The organism is Paraburkholderia sp. D1E, from assembly GCF_052682275.1.
This window is the reverse complement of the sequence record NZ_JBQYMB010000001.1, coordinates 248,104-267,129: the sequence shown is the minus strand read 5'-3', so window position 1 is coordinate 267,129 and position 19,026 is coordinate 248,104. Positions and strand designations below refer to the sequence as shown.

14 protein-coding genes and 1 pseudogene are annotated in these 19,026 nt (G+C 56.6%); 11 read left to right on the top strand and 4 right to left on the bottom strand.

Features of this window, described 5'->3' with window-relative positions:
- Positions 1-11: 11 nt before the first annotated feature.
- The 11 genes and pseudogenes from ACUN0E_RS01270 to ACUN0E_RS01220 all read left to right on the top strand — a co-directional run bounded on the left by ACUN0E_RS01270 (position 12) and on the right by ACUN0E_RS01220 (position 12,455).
- Positions 12-1,331, top strand: a complete 1,320-nt coding sequence (locus tag ACUN0E_RS01270; protein WP_445565357.1) for an MFS transporter — start codon at positions 12-14, stop codon at positions 1,329-1,331.
- A 34-nt stretch (positions 1,332-1,365) separates the two neighbouring features.
- Entirely contained in the window at positions 1,366-2,097 is a 732-nt protein-coding gene (locus ACUN0E_RS01265; RefSeq protein ID WP_445565356.1) for an HpcH/HpaI aldolase family protein, read from the top strand.
- 143 nt (positions 2,098-2,240) lie between these two features.
- Entirely contained in the window at positions 2,241-3,008 is a 768-nt protein-coding gene (locus ACUN0E_RS01260; protein WP_445565355.1) for a DNA-binding transcriptional regulator, read from the top strand.
- Positions 3,009-3,358: 350 nt separating this feature from the next.
- Complete coding sequence (locus ACUN0E_RS01255) at positions 3,359-4,360, top strand: MFS transporter (protein WP_445565354.1); 1,002 nt, start codon at positions 3,359-3,361, stop codon at positions 4,358-4,360.
- A gap of 369 nt (positions 4,361-4,729) precedes the next feature.
- Positions 4,730-6,178: an aromatic amino acid lyase gene (locus ACUN0E_RS01250; RefSeq protein ID WP_445565353.1), complete on the top strand. Its 1,449-nt coding sequence runs from the start codon at positions 4,730-4,732 to the stop codon at positions 6,176-6,178.
- Positions 6,179-6,340: 162 nt separating this feature from the next.
- Positions 6,341-7,402 (top strand): ABC transporter substrate-binding protein, encoded by a 1,062-nt coding sequence (locus ACUN0E_RS01245; protein WP_445565352.1) that lies wholly within the window; start codon positions 6,341-6,343, stop codon positions 7,400-7,402.
- An 87-nt stretch (positions 7,403-7,489) separates the two neighbouring features.
- The gene (locus ACUN0E_RS01240; protein WP_445565351.1) at positions 7,490-8,551 is read left to right on the top strand and encodes an ABC transporter ATP-binding protein; all 1,062 of its coding nucleotides are present in this window, start codon (positions 7,490-7,492) and stop codon (positions 8,549-8,551) included.
- A 2-nt stretch (positions 8,552-8,553) separates the two neighbouring features.
- The gene (locus tag ACUN0E_RS01235; protein WP_445565350.1) at positions 8,554-9,471 is read left to right on the top strand and encodes an ABC transporter permease; all 918 of its coding nucleotides are present in this window, start codon (positions 8,554-8,556) and stop codon (positions 9,469-9,471) included.
- Between the two features lies 1 nt (position 9,472).
- Positions 9,473-10,300, top strand: a complete 828-nt coding sequence (locus ACUN0E_RS01230) for an ABC transporter permease (RefSeq protein ID WP_445565349.1) — start codon at positions 9,473-9,475, stop codon at positions 10,298-10,300.
- A gap of 112 nt (positions 10,301-10,412) precedes the next feature.
- Positions 10,413-11,090 (top strand): annotated as a pseudogene (locus tag ACUN0E_RS01225) (IS6 family transposase).
- Between the two features lie 237 nt (positions 11,091-11,327).
- Positions 11,328-12,455 carry a porin gene (locus tag ACUN0E_RS01220; protein ID WP_445565348.1) on the top strand — a complete coding sequence of 376 codons (1,128 nt, stop codon included), beginning with the start codon at positions 11,328-11,330 and terminating at the stop codon, positions 12,453-12,455.
- 894 nt (positions 12,456-13,349) lie between these two features.
- Here the strand turns inward: ACUN0E_RS01220 and ACUN0E_RS01215 are convergent.
- The 4 genes from ACUN0E_RS01215 to ltaE form a co-directional block, all read right to left on the bottom strand.
- The gene (locus tag ACUN0E_RS01215) at positions 13,350-13,913 is read right to left on the bottom strand and encodes a helix-turn-helix domain-containing protein (RefSeq protein WP_445565347.1); all 564 of its coding nucleotides are present in this window, start codon (positions 13,911-13,913) and stop codon (positions 13,350-13,352) included.
- Between the two features lie 1,064 nt (positions 13,914-14,977).
- A complete protein-coding gene (locus ACUN0E_RS01210) occupies positions 14,978-15,799 on the bottom strand; it encodes a siderophore-interacting protein (RefSeq protein ID WP_445565346.1) in 822 nt (273 codons plus the stop codon).
- Positions 15,800-16,166: 367 nt separating this feature from the next.
- Positions 16,167-17,639: a benzaldehyde dehydrogenase gene (locus ACUN0E_RS01205; protein WP_445565345.1), complete on the bottom strand. Its 1,473-nt coding sequence runs from the start codon at positions 17,637-17,639 to the stop codon at positions 16,167-16,169.
- Positions 17,640-17,870: 231 nt separating this feature from the next.
- On the bottom strand, positions 17,871-18,878 hold the full coding sequence (ltaE, locus tag ACUN0E_RS01200) for a low-specificity L-threonine aldolase (RefSeq protein ID WP_445570345.1): 1,008 nt from the start codon (positions 18,876-18,878) through the stop codon (positions 17,871-17,873).
- Between the last annotated feature and the right edge of the window lie 148 nt (positions 18,879-19,026).

Here is a 19,026-nt window from a genome sequence, read left to right as displayed (position 1 = left end):
TTGGAGGAGAGATGGAGATTTCAGTTGCCACGCCTGTCAGCCAGGCCGTGACACACGATGAACGCCTGATCCGGCGTATGTGGTGGCGCATCATGCCGCTGATTCTAATCACCTATCTGGTGTCGGTCATCGACAAGATGAACGTCAGCTTCGCCAAGCTGCAGATGGTGCATCACATTGGTATGACCGAAACGGCTTACGGTCTGGCGTCGTCGCTCTTCTTCATCGGCTATCTGATCTTCGAGATTCCAAGCGCGCTCGGCGTCCATCGCTTCGGCGCACCGAAGTGGATTTTCCGCATTGTGCTGAGCTGGGGCATTGCGACCTTGCTCATTGCGTACATCTCGTCGGGTTCGACGTTCGCGGCGCTGCGGTTTCTGGTCGGCGCGGCGGAAGCCGGCTTGTATCCCGGCATCGTCTACTACTTGACCGTGTGGTTTCCGCGCCGCTACCAAGTGCGCGCGATCGCGCTTCTGACGCTCGGCAGTGCGCTTGGCAACATGCTCGGCTCGGCTTTCGGCGGCCTGCTCCTCTCGCTCGACGGCGTCTGGCACCATGCGGGTTGGCAATGGGTGTTTATCGTCACCGGCCTGCTTGCGCTCGTGCTCGCGCCGATCGTGCTGTTCTACCTGCCGCGCAGTGTGGAGACGGCGCCGTTTCTCGATCCACAGGAGCGCAGTCACCTTGCGCGCATGATCGCCGACGAAGCGCCGGCCGCTCATCACGAAGGCAGTGTCTGGAGCGTGCTGTGCGATCGCAAGGTGCAGGCGTTTGCGCTCGGCTACACGTGTCTGCTCACCTCGCTCTACGGGCTCATCTACTGGCTGCCGACCGTAATCAAGGGGTTCGGCATCTCAAGTTCGCTCAACGGTCTGCTGACCATGATTCCGTGGGCACTGACCGCCGCGCTTTTGCTGATCGTGCCGCGCACGCTCAAGAACGAAAGCCATGTGCACATGGCCGCCGCGACCATCGGTATCGTCGGTTGCGTGGCGTTTGTGGTCAGCCTGCTGGTGAGCGATCCAGTGGCGCTCTATGTCACGCTCGTGGTGGGCACGCCTTGCACGTCGCTGCTGCTGCCGTGCTTCTGGTCGCTGCCATCGAAGTATTTCAGCGGACGGCGCGCCGCCACCAGCCTCGCCGCGATTAGCAGCATCGGTAACCTCGGCGGCTTTCTCGCGCAAAACGCGATGCCGTGGATCGACAAGGCGTTTGGCCGTCCCGGCTACGCCATGCTGTTGCCGGCCCTCTGCCTGCTGTTGCTCGGCTGCACCGCACTCGCCTTGAAGGCCACGCGAGTGGGTGCATCGGTCAACCAGACCGCGTCCTGATAGGACGCTTCCAATCTGCTTTCGTCCCTCATCCATGTCCACAACCACGAACGACACCTCCACGCGCCAGATCGGCACCTTCGTCAAAACCGGCGCGCCGCAAATCATCGAAATTCTCGGCGGTGCGGGACTCCACTTCGCGGTGATCGACGCAGAACATGCGCCATTCGACCGCGCTACGCTCGACATCATGGTGCTCGCCGCACGTGCCGTGAATTTGCCGTTGTTCGTGCGGATTCCCGACAGGAACGCCGCGACGATCCAGTCCGCGCTTGATCTCGGCGCCTCGGGACTGTTGGTGCCGCACGTCGATTCCGCGGATGAAGCGCGCACGCTGGTCGCCCGCACGCGCTTCATCGACGGTGAACGCGGATTCTCCAGTTCGCCCCGCTTTGCCGGTTACGGTGCAATGGGCATGCAGAGGGCCGTCGCCGCAGGCAACGGCACCGTGGTGATGTGCCAGATCGAGAGCCGCGCGGGCTGTGCCGCCGCGCATGAAATCGCGAACGTGGACGGCGTATCCGGCCTCTTCGTCGGCCGCGCTGATCTGGCCTTGTCGTTTGGCCTCACCAGCGCTCGCGCACCCGAAGTGATGCAGGCCACCGTGCAGGTGCTCGACATCGCACGGCGTGCCGGCAAGACGCCAGGCGTCGCCGTCGGCGAGGTCGACGAGTGTGCCGAATTCGAGCAGATGGGCGCTACGTGGTTCGTAATCGGATCGGATCAGTCGCTGCTTCGCAAGGGCGCGCTGACGTTGATGGCCTGATTGGGGACCAGAACCGCGGCATATGGCCGCTTAGGTCGGCGCTGCCGGTCCAGGCAGTTCAATAGCTGCGATAATCAAAGTTTGTTGAAGGGCAAGCGTCAGATCGATCGACGTGCGCCCGACCACCGAGGCAAGGCGATACGATGGCGGAACGCGAATCTTCGATCCGGGCAGTGGAACGGGCAATCACCCTTCTGCGTGCCCTGAACCAGATGCCCGTTTCGACGCTCGACAGCCTGCATCAGTTGACGTCGTTGCCCAAGCCCACGTTGATCCGCCTGCTTCGGACCTTCGAAGAACTGGGCCTAGCCGCACGCGGCGCGCGACCCGGCGAATACCGCCTGCTCGACGGCGTCAATGCATTGAACTCAGGCTATCACCACGTGCCGCGCGTGGTCGACATCGCCGCGCCGCTCGTGCGCAAACTCACCGAAGAGATCAAGTGGCCGATTGCCGTCGGCATGCTCGACGTCGACGCGCTCGTCGTACGCTACAGCACGATTCCGTATTCGCCGCTCTCACTGCTGCATTCGTCGATCAACATGCGTCTAAGCCTCGTTTCGCGAGCTTTGGGACGTGCCTATCTCGCGTTCTGCTCGTCTGAAGAACAGGAGATGCTTCTCGAAGTAGTGCGGCAAAGTCATCATCCGGAAGACCGGCTCGCGCAGGATCGCGAAGCGGTCCAGGCGATGCTTGATCAAACTCGCCAGCGCGGATACGCGCTGCGCGATTCCACCGTGCGCCCAGTATCCGGCACCATCGCCGTGCCGGTGATGGCGAAGGAATTTGTTGTCGCGTCTATCGGGCTCACGTGGTTTTCTTCCGCACTCACAACGGAGAAAGTAGTCGACCGGTACCTGGGCCAGATACTCGAGGTGTCGCGGCGAATTTCGGAGCAATTGGAAAACTAGTGAATGACGTCCGGTGGTCATGCAGCTATCCGCTAGTCGCACTCGGGAGTCACCTCCCCTCTTTCCGACAGGTGGAATTTCGCGGAGTTGTGCTTGGCTGCGGGCGAGGCACAACGTACCATTTGTCGACTTGAAGAGGTTATTGCGAATATCGTTGGACAAATCCCATTTCATTGGCAGCAGACGTGTAGTCAATCTATTTTTCGCACCATCTGCGTCGCAGATCTTCAATGGAAGACAGGTATTCCGGAGCAAGCCGCGGGCTTGATCCAATGCTTTCGTTATTAATCTTCCAGTCCGCAAATTTAAATTCTGGACGACAGAATCAAGATCCAGATACGGAGGAGACTGTGGCAATCGAGAAACAGGTTCCATGGAAAGCGGTGCTGGCATTCATCGTAGGCAATGCACTGAAATGGTACGATTTTCTGGTTTACAGATATCTGTCCGTCATTATCGCCAAGCGGTTTTTCCCTGCCGACAATCCTGTTACCTCGAGGCTTCTGACCACGGTTACTTTCGGCGTCGGCCTCGTCGCCCGACCTAATGCCGGGATTACCATCGGAGTGTACGCGGGCCGTGCCGGGAGAACAGGGGCGCTGTCTTTTTTGATTCTTACGATGCTTGTTTCAACCGCCATGCTGGCATTCTTGCCGACCTATAGCCAGGTCGGCATTCTTGCCCCGATCATTGTTATCTGCTCCAGGATACTGCAGGGCATTTCGATCTGCGGCGAGTTCGGCAGCGCCACCGCACTACGGATCGAATACGCGCCGCCGGGAAAGCGAGGTTTCTACGGCAGCTGGCAAATGTTCTCGCAGTCGATCGGCGCGTTTCTGGCGACACTCATGGGTGCCCTGCTCACGAGCGTGCTTACCGTAGAGGCACTATCGTCACGGGCCTGGCGAATTCCGTTTCTGCTTGGCTTGATCATCCGGCCGATCGGTTTCCACATTCGCCACAATCTGCAGGAACCGGAAATTTTCCTGAAAGAGACACGTCACAAGAGGGTGTCGATTGCCGAGATATTTCGTCGCTACCCTGCGGAACTGTTTGTGGCTTTCGCGCTGAGCGCGGTGACGACCATCATGGTCTATGCCCAGATCGCCTACCTTCCAACCTACGCGGTTCGGTCCCTCAAGACTTCCTTGAATGCGCCGTTCATCGTTCTCACGGTGTCGCTACTGGTACGAATGGCACTCGTTCCCTACTTTGGTCACCTGTCCGACAAGATCGGTCGAAAAGTAATCATGTGGGTAGCCCCCACTCTCGCGGGGAGCCCAAGCATTCCAGGGTTTACCCCAGCTTCCCTACGGATATTGACTCAATATACTAGTTTTATGACCTTTTAAGTCATCGCGCGACGAATTTTCTGGTCTGAACGGAAAAGAAGTGGCGGCGCCAGAAGAGGAGAAACTCAAGCAGGCTCTTAGGTCGTCCGAGATCCTGGCGCTGGCCGTCTGCTTTACTGTCGGCCCGGGGGGCTCGTATTGATGGGTCCCGGTATCGGACTTACGGAAAGACTGGCAGGCCAAGTTAATTTCCTGCTTTCCGATTGTCAGCAGGGTTTGTTACTTATGGAGTGTGCGGCCGCCGCAGTGTCGATCGCATATGTTGCTATCGCCGGGTGGTCGCTCCATAGAAATGCAACTGCAGATCCAGGGGCGCTGAAAGTCTGCGTGACTTGCGTGAGCCATCTCATCGAAACAAATAGGTAGATCATGGACAAATTAATCGTTATTGATGGCGGGAGCCTTTCGGCGCGACATGTAGTAGACATAGCGCGTTTCGATGCAAAAGTGACGCTTTCGGATGACGCAATTGCGAAAATGAACGTCGCTCGCGACGTCGTTGACCGAGCAGTGCGACGCGGCGATCTGATTTACGGTGTGACTACCAGCGTGGGTGCGAAACTGAACGTGCCTTTGGATCAGAGACGGATTGGTGAGTTCAACCGTGGACTTCTGCTTACTCACAACTTCGGCCACGGCCCCACCGCACCTCGAGAGGTGGTACGGGCAATGATGGTAATCCTGCTCAACTCCATGGCATCTGGGCGACTGGGTGTGCGCCCTCTCCTTGCAACTATGCTTGTAGATGCTTTGAATGAACGGCGAGACTTCAATGTCCACGTGTGGGGCTCAACGGGGGAAAGCGATATGTCGCCCGTCACAGACCTGGCTACTGAACTTTATGCAGATATAGAATTGAGTTACGGCGAAGGCCTTGCCCTAATCAATTCGAGCCCGCTTTCGCTCGGTACGGCAGCGTTAGCAAGCGACGACCTCCAGCGCCTGTTGAGTTCCTGGGTAATCACATCAGCACTTAGTATGGAAGGGTTCTCGGCTAATCCGTCGATCGTCTCGGCGGCAGCAATTCGATCAAGGCCGTTCGTGGGACTTCGGATAGCCGCTGAGAGTATTCATGCACAGCTTGTGGGTAGCTATTTACTCCAGAAAGATGGCCCCCGTCATCTGCAAGACCCCCTCTGCTTCAGGTCTCTTCCTATCATCTTTGGAAACGCATTAGATAGCTTTGCTTTCGCACGGAAGCAGATTGATATCGAACTCAATGCTAGCCAGAATAATCCGATCGTCTCGGTCGAAGATGATGCGCTTGTATCCGTAGCCAATTTCGATATGCTCTCGTTGTCGATGGCGCTCGACACTTTGCGTCTTGCGTTGTCGCCTGTGGTAACCAGCTCGACAGAACGCATTGCAAAAATGGTTGACTCTCTCTGGTCTGGCCTGCCCGTTGGTCTCATTGCTGCAGACAGCGTCGGCTTACCCGGCTTTAATGGCCTAGCGCAATTTCACAAGTCTCTCACTTCCGAAGTTCGGCTATTGGCTGCACCGGTAGTAGTTGAACTTGCCAGTTCAAGCCACTCTAATGGCATTCTCGACAGAGTCAGCCTTTCGAGTATCGCTGCACGGCGCACTCTTGAGGCGGCTCAACTATCCGAATCTCTTCTCGCGATAGAAATGATCGTCGCTGCGCAAGCTGTCGAGATGCGTCAATCAACGCCCCTAGGAGCCTACACTGGAAAATTGTTCGACTTCATTCGAAGCGTCGTGCCATACGCAGGTGGAAGTCAACGAGTGCCACATCCCGGCCAGTTGCTCGAAGTTCTCAAAAACAAAGAGTTCCGGCTCGATCTAGTGATCGCATGATGATCGAACGACTTGACATCGCATCGGACGAAACGCCCAAGAACTATTGGGCATTACGTCGATGCCGGTGGAATATGTCGGCATGGTCGACTCGGCCTTGACCGGCTCACAATTAAGGTTTCAAGCATCAGGCAACCGCTGTTGCCGACTCAAGGAGATGTAATGAACAAGAGAAGCTTTGCGGCGCGCGTTTGGCTAATCGGGATTTCGGCCACACTGTGCGGTATTAGCGCAGCAAACGTGGCTTTAGCCGGAGAAACGGTGACGTTCGCCGGCTACGGTGGTGACGCTCAGAAGAAGATCGTCAATGCGTTAATCAAACCAGCGGCCGACAAGGAAGGCATCGGGCTCCGGACCGAGAGTGAAGACGGGCTCGCATCGGTGCGGGTGCAGGTGGCGTCCGGACGGCCAGCATGGGACATCGTTCAACTAGGCGCTGAAGAGTGTGCGACCGGCAACTCGGAGGGGCTCTTTGAGAAACTCGACTACAAGCTGATTAACACTGATGGGATTCCGCCCGAGGCACACGCGCCGGATTGGATTGCGGCTAGCTACTTTTCGGTCGTGCTGGCCTATCGCACGGACAAGTACAAAGATAACCCTCCCAAGACCTGGGCAGACTTCTGGGACGTGAAGAAATTCCCGGGCAAACGTGCCTTGGCTCTGCAGCCGCAAGATACGATGGAAGTGGCCTTACTTGCCGATGGGGTTAAGCCCGGAAGTCTGTATCCGCTGGACCAGAAGCGGGCAATCGAGTCGCTGCGAAAGATCAAGCCGTATGTGAGCGTCTGGTGGACGACGGGCGCCCAGTCAGCGCAAATCATTCGTGACGGAGAGGTCGACATGGAAACGATCTGGGGTAGCCGGATCACGTCAGTCTTGCAGTCTGGGGCCCCAGTGAACTTCACCGTTAAGCAGGGCCTGCTCGGCTATATATGCCTTGCAATACCAAAAGGCGCGAAGCATGTGTCCGAGGCCCGGCGAGTGATCGCAAATGCCGTGACGCCACAGATCCAGGCAAACCTGGGGGATGTGATCGACTACTATGCGCCGGTGAACGAAAAGGCGTTCGAGCTGCGGAAATTTTCGGCAGAAACGCTGGCGAAGACAAGTTCATCGCCGCAGAATCGGCTTCAGCAAGTGCTGGAGAGCGGTAAGTACTGGGGCACCGATCAGAACCTGCAGAAGGGCAACGAGAGCTTGCGCGCCCTCATTAATCAATAGCGCTTTTTGCTGACTGCGTCGTGCTCAGCGAATCGCATCGCGCTGGGCACGGAGCGAAAGACCTTAAAATCACGGAATGGGTGAAACATGCCTACGCAAACCTCCATAAAGAACGTCTGCAAGACATACGACGGTTTTGCCGCTTTGCAGGACATATCGCTCGAGATCAGGCCAGGCGAATTCGTAACGCTCCTTGGCCCGTCGGGTTCAGGAAAGACTACGCTGTTGATGGTTCTCGCTGGGTTTGTTCGTGCGACCTCTGGCAGCGTTGTCGTGAACGGGGCCGAGTTTTTGCTTAAGCCGCCACACAAGCGCGATATCGGAATGGTATTCCAGAACTACGCGCTGTTTCCTCACATGAATGTTGCACAGAATGTTGCGTACCCGCTCCGACTGCGCAAACTTCCCCGCAAAGAGATCGACGCGAAAGTGCAACATGCGCTGTCGGTCGTTCGCCTGGACGGGCTGGGAGAGCGCAACATCGGGCACCTTTCCGGCGGACAGCGGCAACGCGTGGCGCTGGCGCGCGCAATCGTGTTCGAGCCTGCGATTATGTTGATGGACGAACCGCTTTCAGCGCTCGACAAACAACTGCGCGAGCACATGCAAATCGAGATCCGCCGCCTGCACGAGCGCCTGAACATGACAACCATCTACGTCACGCACGATCAAACTGAAGCGCTGACGATGTCCGACCGAATTGCGATTATCAACAAGGGGCGGCTGGCTCAGTTCGATACTCCCGCAGCAATCTACGAAAGACCCGCCAGCAAGTTTGTGGCCGATTTCATAGGGGAAACCGCATTTGTCCCTCTCGACGAGGCGAGCGGTGAACTCACGGCTTTTGGCCAGCGCTTTCACAGTTCGATCCCGTTGCCGGATGGAACCGGAAAGCCATGGCTCGCGCTGCGTCCCGACCGCGCGATTCTACTGGACCACCCGGACGATTCGCTCAATTGTCTACCGGGCGTTGTCAAGCACCAAGTTTATCAGGGTAATTCCAATCTGCTCTACGTAAGTCTGCCGCAAGATCACGAAATCATGATTCGCTGCGGCACAGGTGGTGCCGCTCCCGCGCGGCATCTGGTACCGGGCGACCGTATAACGGTCGGCGTTCGTGCCGAAGACAGCATCGTGGTGCGAGACTGACGATGAGACACGTTATAGTTGAAATGCACGAAACCCGCGCCCACACCAATGATCCAGAGAACGTGTCGGCGCTGGCAAGGAGCCGGTCACGTGAGCAGTCACAGCTTGGCTTACTGATGTTGCCGGCGCTCGTGCTGGTGCTGGTTGTGCTCGTTGCCCCCATCGCGTGGTTGTTCTATCAGTCGCTGTTCGACATGAGCGGCGCTCTGTCGGCGGCCAACTACGCGCGCCTGCTCACGCCTGTTTATCGCAACGCGTTCACATCGACTTTCGAAATATCGGCGCTGGTCACTGTGCTGGTTTTGGTGTTCGGTTATCCGCTGTCTTACATGCTGTCCCAACTGCCGACCCGTATGGCGTCATTTTGTATGGTGTTCGTGGTGTTGCCATTCTGGACCTCCACGCTCGTGCGAACGTACGCATGGATGATCTTGCTGCAGCGCAGTGGGTTGATTAACTCATGGCTGCTGAACAGCGGCCTAATCGACCAACCACTGCAACTCGTCAACAACTTCACGGGCACAGCAATCGGCATGACCCATGTGATGTTGCCCTGTCTGGTCTTGCCGCTGTACGGTGCCATGAAGTCGATCGATCCCGTGTATATGCGCGCTGCGGCCAACTGTGGTGCCGATCCGATCCGCGCGTTCTGGCAAGCGTATTTCCCGATGACACTGCCGGGTCTGGCGGCAGGTGTTGTCCTAGTCTTCGTATTGTGCCTCGGGTTTTACGTGACACCGGCACTACTCGGTGGTGGCCATGTCAACGTAGTCGCCATGCAGATCCAGTCGGATATATCGGTGTACGGGAACCCCGGTGCGGCGAGCGCACTGGGCGTGATTCTGGTGATACTGACGATGATAGTCCTGTTCGCGCTGGGCAAGCTGTTCGGCCTCGAAAAGATCTACGGAGGGAGGTGACATGCTGGGCTACGCTACCGATACGCAGATCACGCATGCGCAACGCCTTTGGCTCTATGTGTTTTGTGCACTGGTGATGCTGTTCCTGATTGTGCCGTGCGCAATTGTGATTCCGATGTCCTTTTCGAACGCCAGTTATCTGGAGTTCCCGCCCCACGTCTGGGGTGTGCGGTGGTATGAAGCATACTTTGAGTCTTCCGAGTGGCTTAGCGCGACGGCAGTTTCGCTCAAACTCGCGACTTGTGCTACAGCTGTCTCACTGACTCTGGGAACGGCCGCCGCATATTCGCTTCGAGCGATTGAAAGCAAATGGACACGCATGCTTCGCACGACGCTGATGCTTCCGATGATGGTGCCGCTGATCCTCGTCGCAATCGGAACATTCTTTGTTTATATCAGGGTCGACCTGAACAACACCCTGTTAGGCTTGATCATTGCACACTCGATGCTCGCTCTGCCGTTTGTGCTCATATCCGTAAACAGCGGGCTGGAGACGTACGACGCAAATCAGGAACTCGTAGCGCGCAGCCTCGGCGCATCGCGTTTGAAGGCGTTCATTTCCGTGACATTGCCACAGATCAAGTTATCGCTCTACGCGGCAGCCTTCTTCGCTTTCATGACGTCTTTCGATGAAGTCGTGGTGGCTTTGTTCGTGTCAGGCGGAGAGAATGCAACGCTGACCCGCCTCATGTTCGAGAACATTCGGGACCAGCTTGACCCAACGATCGCCGCAATTTCCACGCTACTCATCTCAGTTTCCATCATTTCGCTCGTAGCGCTGCAATGGCTCTCTGGTCGACGGCGTAGACGCGTTGTCGCTACCCGCTAGCGCTCCTGGCCGGGGCAGTACCGCTTCTCCGGCCTACAGAGCAACTAGTGGTGTTGTCGGAATGAGGCGTTCAGTTAATCTGACTGAATCGAAAAGGTTGTATGGGCGACAAATGAAAATGCTGGATCCGGGTGTGGCACGCTGGCTTAAACGTTTGCACTATCCGTTGAAAGCAACGCTGACCTGCGTGCGTTGGTTAGTTGCCTATCCGCTTAGCTTGCGTCATCTGGAGGAAATGATGATCGAGCGTGGGATTGCGGTCGATCATTCCACGGTGCACCGCCGGGCCATCAAGCGTCTAATCGTGCTTGAGAAGGCCATCGGCCGGTGCAAACGGACGGTCGGCAAGAGCTGGATGATGGACGAAAACCTATGTGAAAGTTCGGGGCAAATGGCGGTACCTCTACCGGGCTGCCGGCAAGGAAGGCAACACGGTCGACTTTCTTTTGCGAGCCAGACGGAGCAAGGCTGCTGCCCAGCCGTATTTTGAAAAGACCACTCGACAAACCGGCGTACCTGAGACGGTGGCGACCGCCGAAAGCGGAGCCAATGTGGCTGCACCGCACTCGGTGAACGCCGAGCGCGCGAGAACCATCAAGATGCGCCAGGTCAAATATTTGAACAACGTGGTTGAGCAGGACCAACGGGCCATCAAACGCATCACCCGACCGATGTTGGGCTTTAATGATTTTTCTGTACTCGCATCATCCTGTCCTGCGTCGAAGTAATGCATATGATCAGGAAGAGGCAGATGAAAACTGGGAATGAAATCCATCCGTCCATCGCATGAAATTTTTTCGATTATTATATAAGTATTCCTTATCATTTATCGCTTCCCCATCAAAACGGACTTATCGCGAGAGGGCCGGATATTGCCTTTGTGAAACCTAGTATTTTTTAAGGTTGTTAGAATTTAATTATGCAGTACGAAGTTAAAACGTTTCTTTTAATTATCAGACAGGCCACAGCCCGCCGCTGAAGCGGGTGACGGTCGATATATTTTCATCATACGACAGGAGTGGAGAACATGAGGAACTTCCTTAAATCTGGAGTGGTAGTCACCGCAATAGCGGTTTCTCCGATGGCTTTCGCCCAAAGCACGGTGACGCTATATGGCATTATCGAAGATTCTATCCAGTACACGCACAACACAGGTGGCGCGAACAATCAGATCAAGCTGCAGTCGGGACAACTGTCGGTCAGCCAGTGGGGAGTTAAAGGGACGGAAGACCTCGGCGGTGGTCTGAAGGCAGTGTTCAACCTTCAAAATGGCTTTAACGCCAACACCGGTGCGATGTCCGGGGGTCTACTGTTTGGTCGCAAGGCATATGTTGGGCTCGCCAGTGCTACATTCGGCACCGTTACGATAGGGCGGCAGTCCACCGTGCTCGATGATCTGGTCATATCAGTACAGGGTAACAATTTTCTGGAATATTTCACGGCGCCAGGAGACGTCGACGAGGCCGATGGATCCATTCACGTAAGTAACGCAGTCAAGTGGGCTAGTCCGTTATGGTCTGGCCTCCAACTAGAAGCGATGTATTCGGTCGGGGGAGTTGCCGGAGCGACCGGTTCAGGCTCGACCTACAGTGTCGCGGCGAACTATAACCAAGGGCCGTTGACCTTGGCCGCAGGTTATTTCCATGTGGACAATGGCAACCCGACTACGTCCTCGCGTGGCGTAAGCACCGCTGATAGCATATTTTCTTCACCCGTTAATGCTGCGTACGCAACGGCAAGAAGCTTTAACATAGCTCGTGCTGGCGCAAGCTATGTCCTGGGTACGGTCACTTTTGGCGGTTACTACAGCTACTCCGAGTACCTTGCGGATGCCAGTTCCAAGTTTAAATCCAGTGAGAGTTACAATAACGCTTCGGTATACGCGATGTGGCAGGTGACGCCTGCGACGGAACTTGAAATTGGCTACGATTTGCTGAAATCCCATGGAGACTCCGCGGCTACGTATCACCAGATTACCTTGGCCGCTGACTATGCGCTGAGCAAGCGAACAGATATTTACGCGTCTGCGAGTTATGAGCACGCCTCGGGCAGCAACGGGACCGGTCCCGCTCAAGCTGTCATCGCAGACGCGTACGTCGGAGGAGGAACCAGCACGCAAGAACTTGTGATGGTTGGCATCCGTCACAAATTCTAGTTGATGGAGTTCTCGATTTATCGAGCATCGCTGTTAAAAGCAGTGGCTTGATCGAACGGTCAAGGATACCGCGAATATCTTAACGGACGCCGGTCACACAACGCATGCTTGGTAAGCGTGCCATTGTTAGCGTCCAGCGCCTCACAGTGGTGAACTGTTGCCACGTAGAAAATTGAACTGCATCCCAAATCGTTGAATGAGTGTTCAACTTTTGGGGTGCAGTTCACGGCGCGCTTTTCTAGCGTCAGCGCTCTTTGGTTGGCACCCTTCCTGCCAGTGCTCGACGGAGCCAGCTAGACACCAACCAAACACATCACGCCAGACCACGTTTTAGACCCGGCAGGATCCTTATGACATCTTACGCACTGCACTCTTGCGGGCCAGAGACATCCCAGTTATCGACCTGTTAATCCGACACATATGCGATGACTGATGTGACCTGTCCGAAAACGATCACCACCAAGACGAACTCGTGCTCAATGTAGTTGAGTGTGCTGTTCTGCCACCACCGCTGCACGGCGGCAAGGTCTGGATCATCACCGAATCGGACCAGTCAGCGACGGCCATCTGAATGCCTGAAAATACCTGACTCCGCCCGTATCAACGTGCGTCTCCGAGCACGGAGGTACACGGCTCGATAGGAAATTCGTCGAATTCGGCGGAACCATGGGGACGACAGCGAGCAACCCATCAGGTTTGAGCGAACCGCGTCGCGTCACCTTATAAAAAGGGGAAAGTTTGGCCCAGTTGAGACAACTTACCCAGGTGGATCGTCAACCGCTGCTTTGAAAATAGGGTTCGCCGAGAAATCTGCACATTTTGGTCTCGGCAAGCACCCGCCACAATTCCCGCGTGATTTCTCAAGCTAGACGGAGCGAGCACCATCTCCAAATTCTAATGCGGCGATTCCGTCGAATTGCTCATAAGGATAACCGCGTCCTTCCGCACCGCAAAATAGGCATGCAGTGTGGACGCATCGAACAAGATGCAGTCTCCGGTCTGCAACACCAAGGGTTCGTAGAGATTGGTGTGCAGGGCAACAGGGCCCTTCAGCACGAAAATAAACTCCTCTCCCGGATGCGAAAGATACGAACTTGCAGTCCCTGGGGCTTTTTCCGTCACGAGCACACGCCAGAACAAATTGGCTTTTTCGCTCATATCGCCGCAAAGCACTTCGAAAAGCTTACCGTCTTTCGAGAAAGTTGGTCCCGTGCCAGCGGGGGTGATCGCACGCCGACCAAGCGGACGTGTGTCCTGTCGATCATCCGCATTCAACAGAAACGCGGCTGGTATATTCAGGACCTCAGAAAGAGAAATGACCTCGGGGTGCCGCAATGTCGCCTTCTCGTTTTCAACCTTCGAAAGCTTTGACAACGATATGCCGGTTGCGCTCTCAAGGTCGCGCAGCGACATGCCGGCTCGCTTACGCGCGGTGCGGATAGTTTTTCCGAGCGACATACTCTACTTTGCGAATGGAAGGTCCCCTATTATAGTGAATCAAGATGGACCGTGGGAAAGGCGCCACTGCGGGCGCCGTTTCGGGGCTACGACCCGCCGGCACGAAGACATCCGTTACGCTCCAAATGTTTGGCATGGTTACCCCCTTACTATTTTCAGCTTGATGCTGGCGTCAAATTGCAGGCGCCTTCTCGTCATTCAGCTTTCCTCCTCGTCGAGGCAAGATCGTCTTTCCCATCGACCTGTTCGAGGAAACTGGACCACTACAAAAAACCCTTTAAGGCATGGCTCAAAGAAGCGGCGCGCCACGGACGAAACGCATTGTTTCCCAACGTGCACAGTGGCCGCCTTAGCGCCGATTACGTCTAGGCGCTCCTGGCAAGATACGCACGTGTTGCCCACAAGAAACGCCCATCCTTAGCCTCCAAGTGGGTGTCTCCGCACGTGCTGAGGAACAGCGCCGCAATGGTGCCACCACAAGCCAGCGTTGATTCTTCCGTGATCGCGGTGTAGCTCGGTCTTGAATTAATTGAATCGACGTGGACCTATCTGCATGCCCATCTCCCGCTCAAGCAAGCGGCCGCGGCCAAGCTCAAAACTTACAAGCGGAGCGAATCAACTCGTTTCCGACCGATCGACCGCCTACTCGCCTTCCTTGAGTCGCGGCGAAGCCAAAGACTATGCCGAACGGACCTTGAGCCCCGCACGCCTATCGCCTGCAACTGCACGCACGCAGCGGGTTGCCGCGAGAACCGCACGGCCATAGCTCGATGCACGGCATAAACGGCCAAACTTAACGGAATCGATCCCGACGCCTACTGCACTTCATCCTCGCTCGCATTGCCGAGCGGCCGATCAACCGGGTCACAAAACTGGTGCCGTCACGTGTCGCTGATCGGCTACCCAACAATCGCCGAATACCAATCGCGTCAAGACGGTCCCGACGACACGCTTACCAAGAGCCGAACGAGAGCAGCATTCCATGCTTGCCAGCCTGTCACGGAACCTTCTCCATAAAGCAACTACCGAGTTTTGCTGGTCAATGAAATCCGACGCTAACCGCTTTAGTCATCAATATTCTCGTGAATCGCAACGTCCCCTTGCCGCCAGTAGCTCGCTGCACGAACCCTGTTTTTGTGCAGCCCCAGCCGGCCAACCAAACATTCGCGAGCTTTGCGAGCGAGACTCGCTTCACCTGCGATCCAGGCAAAGCCGTCATCGGCGGGAGGGCGAAACTCCTGAAGCGCTCGAAGCAGTCCTCCGTCGGACTCAGCCGCGGTTGATACATACCAGTTGACGAGAACGTTCGCCTGAGTCGCGAACTCGATCTTTGCGTGCGCGGACGCAATGTTGATATAAACAAAAGCTTGCGTATTCGACGGTATTTCTGCCAGTCTGCGCCTGATGGCCGGCAGCGCAGATTCGTCCCCTACGAGACAATTCCACGCAAAATCCGTTGGGATTATCAACGAACTACGCGGCCCACCGATGCCGAGGAACTGACCAACGCGAGCCTGCAATGCCCAACGGATTGCCGGCCCCGCTTCATGCATTGCAAACTCCAGGTCTAGCTCTCCCCTGACAGGGTCGTGGCGACACGGAGTGAAGTCCCGCATAGTGGGTTTTCTCGTCCCTTCAGGATACGCAAAGCCTTGGCTGTCCGCGACGGGCAAAACGGGCTCCTCGTTATAGCTATCCGGAAACAACACCTTCACATGATCGTCAAACGAGAGCGACTTGAATCCCGCAAGACTTTCCCCTTGCAATGTTACGCGGAGCAATGATGGGCTTATTGCTGAGACGCTAACAACTTGTGCAAGGCGGTACACGAGTTCGTGACGTACCCGATTGACGACAGGTTCCTTGATTTCGTTCGCATTAGTCATCTGACATCCAATTTCTTAACTATTTCGGATTGGACAATTCCATACACACCCCGCGTTGTCTGCCTGATTTCACCAAACAAATACTCGCTCGACTTGTCGGCAGCGCACAGCGTCGTGGACTGCTTGCGATCGAAAGCACTTGGCTTTGAACTACTGCAGGACTTTCGCAAATGTGTTGGCTACCTATTGCTCGTTTGAATCGTTCAACCCAACGACATAGATTCGTCCGGTAGAGAGAACGTACATTCCCAATCCGGACGCCGCATGCCCGAGTGCATAGCTCACCAATGAGGACTATGCCGGGAAGTGGTCGTGCGCGCGGATGGTGATTGCGGGCAACCCGGCTGTTGCGTTCATTGCCCGCTCGTCAGAATGGGTAAACCGTCGCGTCGGCCTTGACAGTAAGCCATTGCCACTGCGTGAACTCCTCCCAGTTGGCCGGCCCACCGATGCTGCTACCATTCCCAGAGGCGCCGAAGCCACCGAACGGGTTGATGACTTCATCGTTGACGGTCTGGTCGTTGATATGCAGCAAGCCAGTGCGTAGACGTTCGCCGATGCGCAGACCACGACCCACGTCGGCGGTGACGATCGCCATTGCCAGTCCGTATTCGGTGCAGTTAGCCAACCTGACTGCGTCGTCGTCGCTGTCGAACGGCACCACCACGGCAACGGGTCCGAAAATCTCCTCATTGAATGCCGGATTGTCATGGGTCACGCCGCTAAGCACAGTCGGCTCGAAGAACAGGTCGCGACACCCCCCGCCGATTTCCAACTTGGCCCCTGCCCGCTGTGCGTCGGCAACCACCTTCGCAACATGATCGCGCTGCACGGCATTGATCAGCGGTCCGAGCGCCACATCGTCAGCGGCCGGGTCTCCAACCTTCAGTGTCGCGGCCTTTGCGACCAGCTTATCGACAAATCTATCGTAGATGCGGCGCTGCACCAGCACGCGGCCAGTCGCCATGCAGATCTGACCTTGATGCAGATAAACGCCCCATGCTGTGTTGGCAACCGCAAGATCGATATCAGCGTCGTCGAGCACGATCAGCGAGTTCTTGCCGCCTAGTTCCAGCGAAACCTTCTTCAAATGCCGGCCAGCCGCTTCCCCGACCTTTCTCCCCGCCGCCGTCGAACCGGTGAACTGGATCATCGAGACATGCGGATCGCTGGTCAATGCCGCACCGGCCCCCCCGTCGCCCGGCAGCACATGCAGAACGCCCGCCGGCAGCCCAGCCAGCTCGAACAGCCGCGCGATGACAAAGCCGCCACACACCGCAGTACGCGGGTCGGGTTTCAGGACGACCGCGTTGCCAAGTGCAAGCGCTGGCGCCACCGCACGCACCGCCAGGTAAAGTGGAACGTTGAATGGCGAGATAACGCCGACCACGCCAAGCGGACGGCGCCGTGCCAATGAAAGTCGCCCAGGCACCGACGGCAGCACCTCCCCAGCCGACCGCGAAGGCAAGCTAGCCGCCTCATGCAGAGCCTTGATAGTCAATGAGGCTTCAAACGATGCTTTCGCCCGGGTCGAGCCACTTTCGCGTATGACCCAGTCAACAATCTCGTCGGAATGGGATTCTCCCAGGCGCGCCGCGGTCCGCAGCACGGCCGCACGATCGTCGTATGGCAGGCTGGCCCACTGCAACTGAGCCTGGTGCGCAGCTGCGCTCGACTCGGCAACCAGCAACGCATCCGCCATGCCGATGCGGCCAAGGCACCGACCCGTGGCGGGTTCCACGACGTCCGACTCGCTAATGCCGGACCGCCAGCTACCCGTGAAAATTCGAGCATGCCAGACGTCTCTGTCCAGCAATGCCGATGATTGGTTGGGGTTCATAAAAACTCCTGACTCTTGGTATTCGAATGCCGATTCGTGAGTTGCATAGGTTTGCGGCGATCATGCCAATCGATTCTTCCAGGTCTTCATTCTCCGCAATGACGCCCCCCGAGCGTCGCCGTTAGTTGCCTCAATTCCCGATAGCCTACGATTCTGCCGAAGGGGCTTACGTGCACTTCAGGCATCGAGAACATCTACGCCCTGAAAGTCACTTCGTTAAACTTCGGCAGCTCAATGTGTTGAGAAATACCCTCTTATCGCTGCTACGACCGTATCGATGTCGGCACTCGAGACGTCCCTGTGCGTAACAAAGCGCGACGCGTATAACATCTGGGTCAGAATGCCACGACCCTTGAGCCACTCTTCGAGCGGCGCACAATGTTGAGCGGGAAACTGCGCGAACACCATGTTCGTGGCTTGCGAGTCGACTTTGACCTGCTCGATCTGTGCGAGCCCGGCAGCCAGACGCTCAGCATTCTCGTGATCCTCCGAGAGGCGTTCAACATTTTGATCGAGTGCATAGAGGCATGCGGCCGCCAAGACGCCAGATTGCCGCATGCCTCCACCAAGGACCTTGCGCCAACGACGCGCGTTTTGCAGCAATGCGTTGTTGCCAACCAGCATCGACCCCACTGGTGCCCCGAGCCCTTTCGAAAAACAGATCGATATCGAATCGAACGGAGAGCAAAGCGTCTCGAGCGGCTGACGCGACGCGACCGCCGCGTTGAAAACACGCGCCCCATCGAGATGAGTCGCTAGCCCGTGTTCACGCGCTAGCCGAACCGCTGCGCTCACGTAAACCCCCGACAGCACTTTTCCACCAATCGTGTTCTCAAGCGTTAGCAGTCGCGTGCGCGCGAAGTGATCATCGGCGGGTTTAATTGCATCCAGGATCCTCTCCAGCGGCAACGAGCCGTCAGCCGAATTCTCAATTGGCTGTGGCTGAATACTACCCAACACAGCTGCGCCGCCACCTTCATATTTGTAGGTGTGGGCCAATTGGCCGACGATGTATTCGTCGCCGCGCGTGCAATGCGCCATCAACGCGGCCAAATTGCTTTGCGTGCCGCTCGGAAAGAACAGCCCCGCTTCTTTGTTCATCCGCTCGGCCACGACCGCCTGGAGCCGCAAAACGGTCGGATCATCACCCCAGACATCGTCCCCTACTTCAGCGGACATCATGGCGGTCAGCATAGCCTGGCTGGGACGGGTGACGGTATCGCTGCGCAAATCAATCATCAACATTTCCTGTTTCGTATCACTGGGCGTGGGCTTGCTTCCACGCATACTCGGCATCCGATTTGGGCGACTGGGTCAAAGCATGTATCTGACTACGGTGGCACTCAAGCACCGCGGCGAGCTTGTCGCACCTCAAGATGCACTCTGC

Bases quoted from the DNA above. Each gene is read 5' to 3' on its own strand.
- ltaE (WP_445570345.1), bottom strand. From the start codon at position 18,878: ATGATTGATTTGCGCAGCGATACCGTCACCCGTCCCAGCCAGGCTATG.
- ACUN0E_RS01215 (WP_445565347.1), bottom strand. From the start codon at position 13,913: ATGTCGCTCGGAAAAACTATCCGCACCGCGCGTAAGCGAGCCGGCATG.
- ACUN0E_RS01205 (WP_445565345.1), bottom strand. From the start codon at position 17,639: ATGAACCCCAACCAATCATCGGCATTGCTGGACAGAGACGTCTGGCAT.
- ACUN0E_RS01220 (WP_445565348.1), top strand. From the start codon at position 11,328: ATGAGGAACTTCCTTAAATCTGGAGTGGTAGTCACCGCAATAGCGGTT.
- ACUN0E_RS01210 (WP_445565346.1), bottom strand. From the start codon at position 15,799: ATGACTAATGCGAACGAAATCAAGGAACCTGTCGTCAATCGGGTACGT.
- ACUN0E_RS01265 (WP_445565356.1), top strand. From the start codon at position 1,366: ATGTCCACAACCACGAACGACACCTCCACGCGCCAGATCGGCACCTTC.
- ACUN0E_RS01235 (WP_445565350.1), top strand. From the start codon at position 8,554: ATGAGACACGTTATAGTTGAAATGCACGAAACCCGCGCCCACACCAAT.
- ACUN0E_RS01240 (WP_445565351.1), top strand. From the start codon at position 7,490: ATGCCTACGCAAACCTCCATAAAGAACGTCTGCAAGACATACGACGGT.
- ACUN0E_RS01250 (WP_445565353.1), top strand. From the start codon at position 4,730: ATGGACAAATTAATCGTTATTGATGGCGGGAGCCTTTCGGCGCGACAT.
- ACUN0E_RS01245 (WP_445565352.1), top strand. From the start codon at position 6,341: ATGAACAAGAGAAGCTTTGCGGCGCGCGTTTGGCTAATCGGGATTTCG.
- ACUN0E_RS01270 (WP_445565357.1), top strand. From the start codon at position 12: ATGGAGATTTCAGTTGCCACGCCTGTCAGCCAGGCCGTGACACACGAT.
- ACUN0E_RS01260 (WP_445565355.1), top strand. From the start codon at position 2,241: ATGGCGGAACGCGAATCTTCGATCCGGGCAGTGGAACGGGCAATCACC.
- ACUN0E_RS01230 (WP_445565349.1), top strand. From the start codon at position 9,473: ATGCTGGGCTACGCTACCGATACGCAGATCACGCATGCGCAACGCCTT.